General features: G+C 57.9%; 15 protein-coding genes. 7 read left to right on the top strand and 8 right to left on the bottom strand.

Annotation, left to right across the window (positions count from 1 at the left end):
- Nucleotides 1-48 precede the first annotated feature (48 nt).
- The 6 genes from IFT84_RS13285 to IFT84_RS13260 all read left to right on the top strand — a co-directional run bounded on the left by IFT84_RS13285 (nucleotide 49) and on the right by IFT84_RS13260 (nucleotide 4,882).
- Complete coding sequence (locus IFT84_RS13285; RefSeq protein WP_192120124.1) at nucleotides 49-1,320, top strand: COG4223 family protein; 1,272 nt, start codon at nucleotides 49-51, stop codon at nucleotides 1,318-1,320.
- A 12-nt stretch (nucleotides 1,321-1,332) separates the two neighbouring features.
- A complete protein-coding gene (locus IFT84_RS13280) occupies nucleotides 1,333-2,886 on the top strand; it encodes a heme biosynthesis protein HemY (protein ID WP_192120122.1) in 1,554 nt (517 codons plus the stop codon).
- Nucleotides 2,887-3,003: 117 nt separating this feature from the next.
- The gene (locus IFT84_RS13275) at nucleotides 3,004-3,489 is read left to right on the top strand and encodes a tellurite resistance TerB family protein (protein ID WP_192120120.1); all 486 of its coding nucleotides are present in this window, start codon (nucleotides 3,004-3,006) and stop codon (nucleotides 3,487-3,489) included.
- Complete coding sequence (locus IFT84_RS13270) at nucleotides 3,486-4,211, top strand: glutamine amidotransferase (RefSeq protein ID WP_192120118.1); 726 nt, start codon at nucleotides 3,486-3,488, stop codon at nucleotides 4,209-4,211. Before IFT84_RS13275 ends, IFT84_RS13270 begins: the two co-directional genes overlap by 4 nt.
- A gap of 66 nt (nucleotides 4,212-4,277) precedes the next feature.
- A complete protein-coding gene (locus tag IFT84_RS13265) occupies nucleotides 4,278-4,568 on the top strand; it encodes a YggT family protein (RefSeq protein WP_192120116.1) in 291 nt (96 codons plus the stop codon).
- A gap of 5 nt (nucleotides 4,569-4,573) precedes the next feature.
- Entirely contained in the window at nucleotides 4,574-4,882 is a 309-nt protein-coding gene (locus IFT84_RS13260) for a DUF167 domain-containing protein (protein ID WP_192120114.1), read from the top strand.
- Between the two features lie 17 nt (nucleotides 4,883-4,899).
- Here the strand turns inward: IFT84_RS13260 and ppa are convergent, their stop codons facing one another.
- The 5 genes from ppa to IFT84_RS13235 form a co-directional block, all read right to left on the bottom strand.
- Entirely contained in the window at nucleotides 4,900-5,427 is a 528-nt protein-coding gene (ppa, locus tag IFT84_RS13255; RefSeq protein ID WP_192120112.1) for an inorganic diphosphatase, read from the bottom strand.
- Between the two features lie 97 nt (nucleotides 5,428-5,524).
- Complete coding sequence (locus IFT84_RS13250; RefSeq protein ID WP_192120110.1) at nucleotides 5,525-6,031, bottom strand: GNAT family N-acetyltransferase; 507 nt, start codon at nucleotides 6,029-6,031, stop codon at nucleotides 5,525-5,527.
- Nucleotides 6,032-6,149: 118 nt separating this feature from the next.
- Nucleotides 6,150-7,973, bottom strand: a complete 1,824-nt coding sequence (gene typA / locus IFT84_RS13245; RefSeq protein WP_192120108.1) for a translational GTPase TypA — start codon at nucleotides 7,971-7,973, stop codon at nucleotides 6,150-6,152.
- Between the two features lie 128 nt (nucleotides 7,974-8,101).
- Entirely contained in the window at nucleotides 8,102-10,177 is a 2,076-nt protein-coding gene (locus IFT84_RS13240; protein ID WP_192120106.1) for a M3 family metallopeptidase, read from the bottom strand.
- Between the two features lie 23 nt (nucleotides 10,178-10,200).
- Complete coding sequence (locus IFT84_RS13235) at nucleotides 10,201-11,421, bottom strand: argininosuccinate synthase (RefSeq protein ID WP_192120105.1); 1,221 nt, start codon at nucleotides 11,419-11,421, stop codon at nucleotides 10,201-10,203.
- A 226-nt stretch (nucleotides 11,422-11,647) separates the two neighbouring features.
- Here IFT84_RS13235 and IFT84_RS13230 point away from each other — a divergent pair, with 226 nt between their 5' ends.
- Entirely contained in the window at nucleotides 11,648-12,289 is a 642-nt protein-coding gene (locus IFT84_RS13230) for a LysE family translocator (RefSeq protein WP_192120102.1), read from the top strand.
- Between the two features lies 1 nt (nucleotide 12,290).
- Here the strand turns inward: IFT84_RS13230 and IFT84_RS13225 are convergent, their stop codons facing one another.
- The 3 genes from IFT84_RS13225 to IFT84_RS13215 form a co-directional block, all read right to left on the bottom strand.
- On the bottom strand, nucleotides 12,291-13,085 hold the full coding sequence (locus IFT84_RS13225) for an ABC transporter ATP-binding protein (RefSeq protein WP_192120100.1): 795 nt from the start codon (nucleotides 13,083-13,085) through the stop codon (nucleotides 12,291-12,293).
- The gene (locus IFT84_RS13220) at nucleotides 13,082-13,963 is read right to left on the bottom strand and encodes an ABC transporter permease (protein ID WP_192120098.1); all 882 of its coding nucleotides are present in this window, start codon (nucleotides 13,961-13,963) and stop codon (nucleotides 13,082-13,084) included. Before IFT84_RS13220 ends, IFT84_RS13225 begins: the two co-directional genes overlap by 4 nt.
- Before the next feature lie 117 nt (nucleotides 13,964-14,080).
- Nucleotides 14,081-15,034: an ABC transporter substrate-binding protein gene (locus tag IFT84_RS13215; protein ID WP_192120410.1), complete on the bottom strand. Its 954-nt coding sequence runs from the start codon at nucleotides 15,032-15,034 to the stop codon at nucleotides 14,081-14,083.
- Nucleotides 15,035-15,189: the final 155 nt, after the last annotated feature.

Raw genomic sequence — 15,189 nt, 5'->3', positions numbered from 1 at the left:
CTCCCCGACTAGTTTTAGCGCAAGGCAATGAAAACGGGGAGAGCCACCATGGTATCGGGTACGCCACCACGCGACACGGCAGACGATCGGGAACCGACGACAATCGAGCTGAGTGCCAATCAGGCAGCGCTTGACGATGCCACAACACCGCACGACACCGACGTCGACTTACCTCCGGCACAAACCCCTGTCGCTGACGATCAGGCAGACGCATCCGGGGAGCGGATAGACCGCGAGGAAGCCGATTATAACGCGGCAACCGACAGCACCGCCTCCGCCTTTGCAGAAGAGCCAGCCCATACAGCACCCGTTGCGGAGCCTGTGCATACGACACGATCAGACACAGGACCATCCCGATCAGGCAGCCTTGCCGCCGGAATCGTCGGCGGTCTGGTGGCTTTGCTGGCGGCCGGTGGCTTGCAGTACGCAGGCGTCCTTCCCGCCGTTTCGCCAGACCGCGGCACCACGACCAGTGCAACCGATCCGGCCATCGCTCAGGAAATCGAGGCTATCAAGGCGCAGCTTGCAGCGCCGGGCGCGCAGGCGCAGCCGGTTGACCTGTCACCGGTTGAAACCCGTTTGAGCGAACTGGAAGCCAAACTTGCCAACGCGGCACCCGCCGGCGAGGCAACGCCATCGCCGGAAATACCGGCCTTGCAATCCTCTGTCGAAAAGCTGATGGGCGATATCGATTCCGTGCGCACCGAACTGCGCCAGAGCATCGACACCCAGAACACATCCAACACCGACTTTGCCAACCGTCTCTATGCAGCCGAAGAAAAGCTCAAGGAAACGGCAAGCCCTGCTCAGGTGGAGCGCGTTGCAGCCGCCACGGCGCTGAAAGCTGCCGTGGAACATGGCGGCTCCTTCCTGACCGAGCTGGATGGCTTGGCAAAGGCAGCCCCCGATGACGAAGCCATTTCCGCGCTGCGCAGCGATGCGGCAAGCGGGCTTGCATCGCGCGCCGAACTTGCACGCGACTTTCCGAAGGCGGCGGATGCCATGCTGTTGGCCATCAACCAGCCCGGGCCGGATCAAGGCGTCATGGCGCGGCTCTGGTACAGCGCAGCGTCAACCGTACGTGTTCGTCCTGTCGGCAATGTCGAAGGCACCGAGCCCGAAGCCGTTATCGCCCGTATTGAAGACAAGCTGAACAATGGCGATGTGAAAGGTGCGGCCCTTGAATGGGATGCCCTTCCGCCAGCCGCGCAAACCGCCGGTGCACCCTTCAAGACGCGGCTCGATCAACGGCTGCGCGTGGAGGAGCTGGTTTCCACCAGCGTATCGCGGGCATTGAGCGGCACAGGCAGCAGAAGCTAGGGAGCGACACGCATGACAACCAGACTTCTGATATTTGCGCTTGCCGTGCTTCTTTTCGGTGCAGGCTTCTCGTGGCTGGCTGACCGTCCCGGTGACATCTCCATGGTCTGGCAGGGCCAGAGGCTGGATATGTCGCTGATGGAAGCAACCACGCTGGTGGTCGCGCTCGTCGCGGCGATCTTGCTGACATGGTGGCTTGTCCGTGCCGTTTGGCAATCGCCCCGCGCACTGACCCGCCATTTTCGCGCCCGAAAGCGGGATCGTGGCTATCAGGCCCTTTCAACCGGTCTGATTGCGGCTGGCGCGGGCGACGCGTCGCTTGCCCGCAAGATGAGCGCCCGCGCACAGGGTCTCCTCAAAGCCGATCAGGAACCGCTTCTGCATCTGCTCGATGCGCAGACAGCGCTGATCGAAGGCCGTCATGACGATGCGCGTCGCAAGTTCGAGCGAATGGCCGATGACCCGGAAACACGCGAACTCGGTCTTCGCGGCCTGTATCTGGAAGCCAAGCGCCTGGGCGCAGGCGATGCTGCCCGTCAATATGCCGAGCGTGCCGCCCAGACCTCCCCGCATCTCTCATGGGCTGCACAGGCCGCCATGGAGCACCGCTGCCAAACCGGCCAGTGGGATGAAGCCATCCGCCTGCTGGATCAAAGCCGCGCTGCCAACGCCATTGACCGGAAAGAGGCCGACCGCAAGAAAGCCGTGCTGCTCACGGCAAAGGCGTCCGAGAAATTGGAAACCGACCCCCATGGCGCGCAGGAAAACGCTTTGGCAGCGTTGAAACTTGCCGATAACTTTGTGCCCGCTGGCCTGATTGCGGCACAGGCCCTGTTTCGCGATGACAATCTTCGCAAGGGCGCCAGCATTCTGGAGAAAATCTGGAAGGTCGATCCCCACCCGGAAATTGCCCGCATCTACGTGAAGGCACGCAGTGGCGATTCAGCGCTGGACAGGTTGAAGCGTGCCGAAAAGCTGGAAAGCCTGAAACCCAACAATGCAGATGCGATGGCCGCTGTTGCGAAGGCAGCGTTGGACGCCCGTGAGTTTACACTGGCGCGGAGCAAGGCAGAATCAGCAGCGCGGATGGTGCCAAGCGAGAGCAATTTTCTGCTGCTGGCCGATATTGAAGAGGCCGAAACCGGCGATCAGGGGCGAATTCGCCATTGGATGAATCAGGCGCTTCGCGCACCGCGTGACGCGGTGTGGACTGCCGATGGTGTAACCTCTTCGGTCTGGTTGCCCGTTTCGCCGGTCACGGGCGCGCTGGATGCCTTCGAGTGGAAGGTGCCCGTAGGACAGATTGCCGGACCGGTAGAAGAAGGCGAACTTCACAAGGCTTTCGACACCCTGCCGCCGCCAGCCAATGAACCAAGACCAGCAGAGCCGGTGCCGCAAACAATCGTTCGCAGTGAGCCTGCTGTGGTCCAACCCGCAAAACCGGCAGAGTCAACACCTGCACAGTCTCAGCCCATTGGACAAGGTGGGCCTTTCTTTGGCCATCCGCCCGATGACCCCGGCGTGAAAAAGTCGCTGGCGGAAACGCAGCCTCTGCGTCTCTATTAGAGCACTTCCGGTGAACACGTGTTCACCGGAAGTGCTCTAACTCCTTGTTTTGTTGCATTGTCCGGACGTGAAAAAGACTCCGTTTTCACCGGAAATGCTCTAGAAGTCTGGAATCGCATGTTTGAACGCTTACAAAAATTCATCTCCAGCCTGACTTCCGAAGTCATGCCATCCACGCTCCAGCCAGATGATCCCCGCGTCGCTGTTATGGCGCTCTGCATTCAGGTGATGGAAGCCGATGGCAAGGTGGAGGATGCCGAGCGACGGACGTTGCGCGCGGTCATCAAAGACCGCTACCAGTTGGACGATGCGGCACTGGCCGAATTGATATCCGCCGGTGAAACGGCGGAAAGTGAGGCGATCGATTTTTATCGCTTCACCTCCGATATCAAGCGTCAGTTGTCCGAGGAGCAGCGCGTCGATCTGGTCGGCATGTTGTGGGAAATCGTCTATGCGGATGGCGAGCGCAGCGAATTGGAAGACCATATGATTTGGCGCATCGCCGATCTTCTCGGCGTGTCCGACCGGGATCGTGTGTTGATGCGTCAGAATGCGGCGCGCCGGTCAGAAACCGCCGTTACGGCGGGGGAAGAGGAGCGTTGACCCCGGACGAACAAACGCCGTCCCTGCCGCCTGTTCTCATCGTGCTGCATCAGGCCACGTCCAGTCCGGGGCGCGTTGGGCAACTGCTTCAACAGGCCGGTTTTTCCTTGGATATCCGGCGCCCGGTTCTGGGTGATCCGCTGCCCAAAACGTTGCGGGCGCATTCCGGCGCAATCGTCTTTGGCGGGCCGCCCAGTGCCAACGATCAGGACGAATATATCCGGCGCGAAATCGACTGGCTTTCCGTTCCATTGAAAGAAAACAGTCCGTTTCTGGGGATCTGTCTCGGTGCACAAATGCTGGTGCGTCATCTTGGCGGCCTGGTGGCACCCCATGGCGATGGTCTCACGGAAATTGGCTGGTATCCGCTCAAGGCCACAGAACGCGGCAAGTCCATCATGACCTGGCCAAAAATGGTCTACCAGTTTCATCTGGAAGGTTTTGACCTGCCGCAGGGTGCCGAACTGCTGGCCGGCAGCGAAAACTACCCCAATCAGGCGTTCCGCTACGGTGAAAATGCCTGGGGTATTCAGTTCCATGCGGAACTCACACGCGCGATGATGCACCGTTGGGTTGTCCACGGCGCACACCGCTTTTCGCTTCCCGGTGCGCAGCCGGGGCGAGCCCATCTGCAAGGACGGTTTGATTACGATGCACCGCTTCGCAACTGGGTTGAGTCGTTCATCCGCCTGATATTCCTGCATCGAAGCCAAAACGGTTAAGACGAACAGCCTTGTCGGCGGGCGCTGTAATGGCTACATGTCAATCCACAACGAATGGAGAGACGCATGCTGGCGATTATTGCAACGCTGAATTTTATCATCAATATCATTTGGTTTCTGGTGATTGCATCCGCCATCTTCTCGTGGCTGTATGCCTTCAATGTTGTCAACACCAACAATCAGGCCATCGCCGCCATTGGTCGCGGTCTCTACAACCTCACCGAGCCTGTCTACCGCCCCATTCGCCGCTTCCTGCCGGATATGGGTGGTGTCGATCTGTCGCCGCTGGTCGTTCTGGTCATCCTCTACTTCCTGCAAATGCTGCTGAACACCACGATTGCACCGGCACTTCTCTAAGATAGATGAGCGACACGGCGCTGACACTCGCAGGCGATCATGTGCGCCTGTCGGTTCGGCTCACACCGAATGGTGGTCGCGATCACATTGATGGCTTTGAAACCGGCGCGGATGGAGGGGCCTATTTGAAAGTCCGCGTGTGCGCAGTGCCGGAGAAAGGCAAGGCAAACGTGGCGTTGATTGCGCTTCTGGCAAAACAGTTGCGTGTGCCGAAATCCGCGATCAGCCTGCTTACAGGCGAGACGCAGCGCAAAAAAATCCTCCGGATCGATGGCGACCCGAAGGATTTAAAAAACAGGCTGGATGAGTTCTAAAACTGCTTGCGCGCAATTTAGCCCTTCGCGCGCTCAATCGCCTCAACGATGAGACGCTTTGCGTCATCAACGTCTTGCCAGCCAAAAATCTTCACCCATTTGCCGGGCTCCAGATCCTTGTAGTGCTCGAAAAAGTGCTCGATCTGCTTGAGCGTGATCTCCGGCAGGTCCTGATAGGTATGAACCTTGTCATACCGTCTGGTCAGATGGGCAGACGGAACGGCGATGATCTTTTCATCCTTGCCGGAGTTGTCTTCCATCATCATCACGCCGATGGGGCGGACATTGATGACACAGCCGGGGATGAGCGGACGCGTGTTGCAGATCAACACGTCAATCGGGTCACCATCATCCGACAGCGTATGCGGCACGAAACCGTAATTGCCGGGATAGGTCATGGGCGTATAGAGAAAACGGTCAACGACAAGCGTACCGGCTTCCTTGTCCATTTCGTACTTGATCGGGTGTCCGCCGACAGGCACCTCAACGATGACGTTGATATCATCAGGTGGATTTGAGCCAATGGCAATCGCGTCTATCCGCATGTGTTCCCCACGCAAAAGTGATTGAAATCTGTCGTTTCGATAGAGGCAAACGCCTATCAGTGCAACAACCTTAGCGTAACTTCGTTAATGGCGCCTGTCACGACCATGCAAACCCTATCTTTTTGAAGGGTTGTCCATCGAAGTCTTCCACACCCTCGGCAATATCCTGCCCGCCACTGCGACGAAAGAATCGGTTGGCATGGTCGCTGTCTTCCAGGCACCACGCCAGAATGCCGTGGCACCCCAAGGATTTCAGCAGCAGGCGCGCTTCGCCGAAGAGGATGCGACCCATGCCAATGCCCTGATATTCCGGGCGCAGATACAGTTCATAGATTTCTCCCTCGTGCGGCAGGGACCGCGCGCGGCTGAGGCCGACCGTCGTATAGCCTGCGACCATGCCCGCGACATCGAGAACCAGAAGGGTTGAGGGACCACCGACTGCCCGGCGCCACCACGCCTCACTGCGCCGTTCTACCATCTGCAGGAGTGCGCGATGCGGAATGAGGCCCGTATAAGCTTGCAGCCAGGATTGCCGGTGGACCTCGGCAATATCAGGGACATCCTGAGCGGTGGTCGGGCGAACCTCTATGGACAGGGTTTTCATAGGCGCACTCTAGGCCTGTGCGATGATAACCGGAATCCCTGCTGGCGTGTCGGTCAGCATTGCCCACACCTTTCTCGCCAAAACAAAACCCCGGCTGTGAGCCGGGGTTCGAGAAGTTTTATGCTGCCGAGTTCTTGGACTTCTCAAAGCGCTTGCGCTCGTTCGGGTCCAGATACATCTTGCGCAGGCGGATGGACTTTGGTGTCACTTCCACCAGTTCATCATCCTGAATCCATGACAAAGCGCGGTCCAGCGTCATGCGGATCGGGGTTGTCAGCTTCACGGCTTCATCCTTGCCGGAGGCGCGGATGTTGGTGAGCTTCTTGCCCTTGAGCACGTTCACTTCCAGATCGTTATCGCGGGTGTGAATACCGATAATCATACCGGCATAGACCTTCTCACCGGCATCGATGATCATCGGGCCACGATCTTCCAGGTTGAACAGCGCGTAAGCGACCGCTTCACCGGACTCGTTGGCCAGAAGAACGCCGTTGACACGACCGGTCAGTTCACCCTTGAAGGGCTGATAGTCATGAAACAGACGGTTCATGATTGCGGTGCCGCGCGTGTCCGTCAAAAGTTCCGACTGGTAGCCGATCAGGCCGCGGGTCGGCGCATGGAAGACCAAACGAACGCGATTGCCACCGGATGGACGAAGCTCGACCATTTCGGCCTTGCGCTCGGACATTTTCTGAACCACGACACCGGAATATTCCTCGTCCACGTCGATCAGAACTTCTTCGATTGGCTCTAGCAGCGTGCCGTCTTCGCCCTTCTGCATGACCACGCGCGGACGCGACACGGCCAGTTCAAAGCCTTCACGACGCATTGTTTCGATTAGAACGGCCAGCTGCAATTCGCCACGGCCGGATACAAAGTAGGAATCCTTGTCGTCGGCTTCTTCAATTTTCAGCGCTACGTTGCCTTCGGCTTCCTTCATCAGGCGGTCACGGATAACGCGTGACGTCACCTTGTCGCCTTCGGTACCCGCCAGCGGGCTGTCGTTTACGATAAATGACATGGTTACGGTCGGCGGATCGATCGGCTGGGCAACCAGAGGCTCGGTCACGGCAGGATCGCAGAACGTATCGGCCACGGTGCCCTTTGTCAGACCAGCAATCGCGATGATGTCGCCTGCCTGTGCTTCTTCAATTGGCTGGCGCTCAACACCACGGAATGCAAGAATCTTGGAAATACGACCGGTTTCGACCAGCTTGCCATGGCCATCCAGAACCTTCACGGGCTGGTTGGTCTTGATGGAGCCAGAGTGAATACGACCGGTGATAATGCGACCGAGGAAGGGGTTGGCTTCGAGCAACGTGCCGATCATGCGGAAAGGGCCTTCGCCCACAGTTGGCTCTGGAACGTGCTTCAGGACCAGATCGAGAAGCGGGCCAAGACCCTCTTCTTTCGGGCCTTCCGGGTTCACGTTCATCCAGCCGTTGCGGCCAGAACCGTAGAGGATCGGGAAATCGAGCTGCTCGTCCGTTGCGTCAAGGGCTGCGAAGAGGTCGAACACCTCGTTGATGACTTCTTCCGGGCGACCGTCGGGACGGTCGATCTTGTTGATTGCAACAATTGGGCGAAGACCAACTTTCAGCGCCTTGCCGACCACGAACTTGGTCTGTGGCATGGGGCCTTCAGCGGAGTCGACAAGCACGATTGCGCCGTCCACCATGGAAAGAATCCGCTCCACTTCGCCACCGAAGTCGGCGTGGCCGGGGGTGTCAACGATGTTGATGCGGGTGTCTTTCCAGACAACCGAGGTCGCCTTGGCAAGAATGGTAATGCCGCGTTCTTTTTCGATGTCGCCGCTGTCCATCATGCGTTCTGCAACGCGCTGGTTCTCGCGGAATGAACCAGATTGTTTCAGCAGTTCGTCAACAAGGGTCGTTTTCCCATGGTCAACGTGGGCGATAATCGCAATATTGCGCATTTTCATTGTGTAGGGTCTCGGAGTTTTGGGGGCGCAAGCAAAGGTCACGCCGCATCTTCAATGAGGCGCTCATACCTTGTTTTCAGCCTTTGCGAAAGGGGGCGACAGAAAAAGTCGCCCACAGAGGTGCAACTTTACGCTGCCAACCCCTTCTTGATCAACATTGCATCCACAGTGGGCATTTTCCCACGAAACGCAATGTAGGCCTCCTCCGAATCGATGGAATCCCCAACGGAATAGATATTATCCTTGAGTTTGCGTGCCATGTCCGGGTCAAATGCATTGCCCGTTTCCTGAAACGCGGCAAAGGCATCGGCATCCAAAACCTCTGACCACATGTAGGAATAGTACCCGGCAGAATATCCGTCACCGGCAAAGATGTGCTGAAAATGCGGACTGCGATGACGCATGGTGATGGATTTCGGCATGTTGAGCTTCGCCAGCGTCTCCGCTTCCACCGCCATCGGGTCAGAAAAAATGGGATCATCCACGCCGTCACGTGTGTGGAACACCATGTCCACCAGCGCCGACGACGTAAACTCCACCGTATTGAAGCCGGCATTGAAGGTCCGTGCAGCCAGAACCTTGTCCAGCAGAGCCTGCGGCATGGCCTCTCCCGTCTGGTAATGCACCGCATAGGTGTGCAGGATCTCCGGTACTGTCAACCAATGCTCGTAAAGCTGCGATGGCAGTTCGACGAAATCGCGCGAAACGCTGGTGCCGGACACCGATGGATAAGTGACATTCGACAACATGCCGTGCAGCCCGTGGCCAAACTCATGGAACAGTGTGCGGGCATCGTCTATGGACAGAAGGGCGGGCTCACCGGCAGCGGGCTTGGCAAAATTGCAGACGTTATAGATGATCGGAATTTCGCCGCGCGTGCCATCGGCCAGCACCAAACGATGCTGCGATTGGAACGAACTCATCCACGCACCGGAACGCTTGGACGCGCGGGCGTAATAGTCGCCCATGAACAGCGCGATCAGCTTGCCCTTGGAATCCAGAATTTCAAACACGCGCACATCCGGGTGGTAGCCGACCACATCGGGCTGCTCACGCGCCGTAATGCCGAACAGGCGACCGGCCACATCGAAACTGGCGGCGATCATCTGCTCAAGCTGAAAATATGGCTTTACCTCGGCCTCGGAAAAGTTGAATTTTTTCGCCCGCAGCTTTTCAGCATAGAAACGCCAGTCCCACGGCATGATGTCGTGGTTCTGACCTTCCTCCGCCATCAGCGTTGCCAGTTGCGTTTCCTCTTCGCTGGCGCGGGCCAGAGCCTTGTCCCAGACCCGGGTCAGCAAATCGTTGACGGCAGCGGGGGTCTTTGCCATCGTATTGTCAAGTTTAAGCGCGGCGTAGCTTTCATAGCCCAGCAGCTTGGCCTTCTCGTTGCGCAGCGCCAGCGTTTCGCGGATGATCTCGCGGTTGTCGGTTTCGCCGCCATTCTCGCCGCGCGCACTCCACGCCCGGAATGCCTGTTCGCGCAGATCACGCCGCTCGGAGAACGTCAAAAACGGCTCAATGATGGAGCGCGACAAGGTCACAGCATACCGTTCCTCATGGCCACGTGCCTTGGCGGCTTCCGCCATGGCCTGACGGACAAAATCCGGCAGACCGGCAAGGTCGTCTTGGCCGTCCAGCAACAGCGCCCAGTTCTTTTCATCCGCCAGCACGTTCTGGCCGAAACTGGCGCCGAGTGTCGCCAGCCGCTCGTGAATGGCAGCCAGACGCTCCTGCGCGCCCCGCTCCAGCTTGGCACCGGACTTCACAAACCCCTTCCAGTGCCCTTCCAGAACACGGAACGCTTCCTGGTCGAGACCCAGCGTATCACGCGCCTCCCACAGCGCGTCGATGCGGGCGAAAAGCTTGGCATTCATGCTGATGGCGGAATAGTGCCGGGAGAGTTTGGGCGCAATGTCGCGCTCCAGCGCCTGAATGGCATCATTGGTATCAGCACCGGCCTTGGTCCAGAACACTGCGCCGACGCGCGACATGGTCTCGCCCGCCAGTTCAAGCGGGATAATGGTGTTTTTAAATGTCGGCGCATCAGGATTGTTCGCAATGGCGTCGATTTCGGCGTCATGCTCGGCCAGCCCGACCTCGTAGGCTGGCGCGAAATCAGTGTCCCGAATGACGTCAAAACGCGGCAGCCCCTCAAATCCATCCCATTTGACCAAGGCGGGGTTGGTGGCTTGCTGTGTCATGACGTCATCCTTTGTATTGTAAATTAGCGGCGGTTGCGGGCCGCCAGCGTGCGCAGACGCAGCGCGTTCAGCTTGATGAACCCGGCTGCGTCCTTCTGGTCGTAGGCACCGTGGTCGTCCTCAAATGTCACCAGCTTGTCGGAGTAAAGCGACTTTGGCGATTCACGACCCGTTACCATCACATTGCCCTTGTAGAGCTTGAGGGTCACTTCACCCTCCACATGCTCCTGGCTCTTGTCGATCAGCGCCTGCAGCATTTCACGCTCCGGCGAGAACCAGAAACCGTAATAGATCAGTTCCGCGTAGCGCGGCATAATGTCGTCTTTGAGGTGCGCTGCGCCGCGATCCAGCGTGATGGATTCAATCGCGCGGTGCGCTGCCAGAAGAATGGTGCCGCCGGGGGTTTCATAAACGCCGCGGGACTTCATGCCGACAAAGCGGTTTTCCACGAGGTCCAGACGGCCAATACCGTTGTCACGGCCGTAATCGTTCAGCTTCGCCAGAAGCGTTGCGGGCGACAGGCGCTCCCCATTGATGGAAACAGCATCACCACGCTCAAAGCCGATCTTGATGATGGTAGCCTTATCGGGCGCAGCTTCGGGAGAAATCGTGCGCATATGCACATATTCCGGCGCTTCTTCCGCCGGGTTTTCCAGAACCTTGCCTTCGGAGGAGGAGTGCAGCAGGTTCGCGTCCACCGAGAACGGCGCCTCGCCCTTCTTGTCCTTGGCAACGGGAATCTGGTGCTGCTCGGCAAATTCCAACAGGTCGGTGCGGCTCTTGAACGACCAGTCACGCCAAGGAGCAATGATCTTGATATCCGGGTTCAGCGCATAGGCCGAAAGCTCGAAACGGACCTGATCGTTACCTTTGCCGGTTGCGCCATGGGCAATGGCGTCTGCCCCGGTTTTGGCGGCAATATCGACCAGATGCTTCGAAATCAACGGCCGAGCGATGGATGTGCCCAGCAGATAGACGCCTTCATAAACCGCGTTGGCGCGGAACATCGGAAAGACGAAGTCACGGACGAATTCTTCACGCACATCTTCGATAAAGATTTCCTTGATGCCCATCATCTCAGCTTTTTTGCGCGCTGGCTCCAGTTCCTCACCCTGCCCCAGATCGGCGGTGAAGGTGACGACCTCGGCACCCAGCTCCGTCTGGAGCCATTTCAGAATAATGGATGTATCGAGACCGCCTGAATAGGCCAGAACGACTTTTTTTACTTGCTTAACCGATGCCATGATGACCGTCCGTTCATTCCTGTGCGCGCGGCGCCCTCAGCACTCTGGGCGCCTTACCAAATCGGAGCGCACTTTAGCGGGAACAGTGCCGGATACAAGGTCTGGCTGAAATTCAGTTGGCAAAACTTCAAGCATTTTCAGTAAAAGCGAGATCGCTTTTACGTCTGGACAATGCGTCGAAACAAGATCACTTACCCCTTGTTTGTTGCAGATCCAAAGGTGCCTGATGTCCTTCATTCCCGATTGGCCAATTCTGGTTCAGTTCGCCATTGCCACGCTTATCCTGTCACTGACCCCGGGGCCGGATATGACCCTGTTTGTGGGCCGCACCCTGTCGGAGGGGCGCGCAGCGGGCTTCGCCTGCATGGCGGGCGCGTGCAGCGGCATCGTTATTCACACCAGCATGGTGGCACTGGGACTGTCCGCCCTGATTGTGGCATCGCCTTCGGCATTTCTGGCCCTGAAGATCGTGGGTGCGGGTTATCTGGTCTATCTTGCAGTACAGGCCATCCGCAAGGGATCGGCCTTCTCGCCGGAGCTTGGCACTGGACGCAAGCACAGCCTGTTTCAGCATTGGGCAACGGGGCTCGGCATCAACCTGCTGAACCCGAAAATCATTCTGTTCAACATGACGTTTCTGCCGCAGTTTGTCTCCGCCGCCGATCCTCATGCGCCGGGAAAGCTGTTTTTTCTCGGCCTGTCGTTCATTCCGCTGTCGCTGCCGATGATCATACCGATGGTGCTGGCTGCCGATACATTTTCAGCGGCCTTGAAAAAGAACCCGACCGTGACCCGCGTGATCGACTGGCTGTTTGCGGGAATTTTCTCCGCCTTTGCGGTGAAAATCCTGCTTGCACAATCCAAGTGAATTAGCCGATCAGCAACTCGTCATCATCAAGCGTCTGGCCCCTGATCTTGCGGAACATGTCGATCAGGTCTTCGACCTGCAAGGTCTTGCGGTGTTCACCGCTCACGTCCAGAACCACCTCGCCACCGTGCAGCATGACCGTACGGGTGCCGAAATCGAGCGCTTGGCGCATGGAGTGCGTCACCATCAGCGTCGTCAGCTTTCGGTCTGCCACGATGGACTTGGTCAAATCCATGATGAACTCGGCCATGCCGGGATCAAGCGCTGCCGTGTGCTCGTCCAGAAGCAGAACGTCCGATCCCGCCAGCGTGGCCATGACCAGCGAAATCGCCTGCCGCTGGCCGCCTGACAGCAAATCCATCCGGTCCTTCATGCGGTTTTCGAGACCCAAATTCAGGCCAGCGATCCGTTCCATGAAATGCACGCGGCGGCTGCCGCTGAGTGCCGCGGCTAGACCACGCTGCTTGCCGCGCAGCAGGGCCAGCGCCAGATTTTCTTCAATGGTCAGGGCACCACAGCTACCGGCCAGCGGGTCCTGAAACACACGGGCCACCAGCCCCGCACGGCTGGCGGTGGGCTTGCGGGTCACGTCGGTCGTGCCGATGGTCACACGCCCTTCCGTCGCCAGCACATCGCCCGCCAGAATACCCAAAAGCGTGGATTTGCCGGCACCGTTGGAGCCGATAACGGTGACGAAGGAGCCTTCATCGATGGTCAGGTTGATGCCGGACAGCGCCTTCTTTTCCAGCGGCGTACCGCGACCAAAGACCACATGGATGTTATCAAGTTTGATCATGACGATGCACCTCCACGGCGCAAGCGGGGCAGAACCAGCGCGATGGTGACCAACAGCGCCGTCACAAAGTTGAGGTCAGACGCTTGCAGACCCAGCGCATCGCTGGACAGAGCCAACTGAATGGCGATGCGGTAGATGACGGACCCTGCGACACAGCCGATCAGCGTCAGCAGAATCCCCCGTGCGCCAAACAGCGTTTCGCCAATAATGACAGCGGCCAGTCCGACAACGATGGTGCCAACGCCGGAGGTGACATCGGCAAAGCCATTGGTTTGCGCAAACAGGGCACCTCCAAGCGCCACCAGTGCGTTGGATAAAGCCATGCCAAGGTAAATCTGACGGTTGGTCTGTACGCCCTGCGCCCGCGCCATACGCGCATTGGCACCGGTTGCGCGCATGGCAAGGCCAATATCGCTTTCCAGAAAACGCCAGACCAGAACGACTGCAAGCGCCACCAGAATGAAGACGAACAGGGGCCGCACATAATATTCCGGCAGGCCCAGACCGTAGAACGGCGTCAGCATCGTATCTTCATTGATCAGCGCGACATTCGGCTTGCCCATAACGCGCAGGTTAACCGAAAAGAGCGCGATCATCGTAAGGATCGATGCCAGCAAATTCAGAATTTTGAAGCGGACATTCAGCGTGGCCGTGACAATACCGGCGACCGCTCCGGCCACCATGGCAATGCCAGCGGCAACCCAAGCGTTCAGCCCCGCAATGATCAGCACAGCGGTGACCGCCGCACCCAGAGGAAAGGAGCCATCCACCGTCAGGTCCGGGAAATCCAGCACGCGAAACGCCAGATAGACGCCAAGCGCCACGAACGCAAAAACTAGGCCGAGTTCTACGGCTCCCCAAAAAGCTATCGGGCTCACGGTGCGAGCATCCTCTCGTCAATTTTCGGTTTTGCAGCGCAATCACAGCAAAAGCGAGCCGCATTCACCTCGGCGAATACGGCCCGAAACAGGTTTTGCCAATAGAAATTATGGATTTTATTCAATAACCTTGGCTGCGCGCTTCAAAATGGCATCTGATAGCGTCACGCCCATTTTCGATGCTGCGGCCTTGTTGACAACCAGTTCAGACTTGCTGGGGTTCTCCACTGCGATATCGCCGGGGTTCTCACCCTTCAACACACGCACCACCATCTTGCCCGTCTGGATACCGATATCATGGTAGTTGAGACCAACAGCAGCCAGAGCGCCCCGAGCAACGGAATCCGTATCAGCGGTGATCAGCGGCAGCTTGCTTTCCTCAGCCACGGCAACAGCACCTTCCAACGCGGATACAATGGTATTGTCGGTCGGCACATAGATAACGTCGGCGCGACCGACCAGCGCACGGGCTGCACCCTGTACTTCAGCGGACTTCGTGGCAGCGGATTCCACGATCTTCAAGCCTGACTTTTCAGCTTCCTCTCGAAAGGCTGCCAGCAACGCCGTGGAATTGGCCTCGCCGGAGTTATAGAGAAAACCTATGGACTTTACATTGGGAACCAGTTCGCGGATCAGTTCAATATGCTGCGACGCTGGCGACATATCGGTGACACCCGTCACATTGCGGCCCGGCTTCTCAAGGTTTTTCACAAGCTGTGCTGCGACGGGATCCGAGATAGCGGTGAATACAACTGGAATATCGCGGGTAGCGGCAACAACTGCCTGTGCCGATGGGGTCGAAATCGGAACGATAACCGCCGGTGCATCGCCCACGAACTGGCGTGCGATTTGCGCAGCGGTCGCGGGATTGCCCTGTGCGGACTGGTAAACGAACTTCAGATTCTCGCCGTCCTTGTATCCAGCCTCGGTCAGCGCCTGCTTTACACCATCGCGCGTGGCATCCAGCGCCGGATGTTCAACAATAGCGGTGACGGCAACCGTAACCGTTTCGGCTTTGACGGGAAGGGCAAGTGCGGTTGCAGCAGCAAGCGCGAGAATAAGCGTACGCATCATATTCCTCCAGAATGATCTATTTCCGCTTGTAGAAAACCATTCCGGTGAAATCAACTGCCAGAGCATTTCCGGCACAAGCGTATTCGCGTTTGCGTCCTGGTAATGCGACTAACAATAAGCAAGCATTTCCAGCACAAGCGTATTCGTGTTTA

Origin of the sequence: Rhizobium sp. CFBP 8762 (assembly GCF_014841565.1) — a bacterium.
Classification (GTDB): Bacteria; Pseudomonadota; Alphaproteobacteria; order Rhizobiales; family Rhizobiaceae; genus CFBP-8762.
Note: the sequence above shows the minus strand (reverse complement) of the source record. Positions and strands in the feature narration are given on the sequence as shown.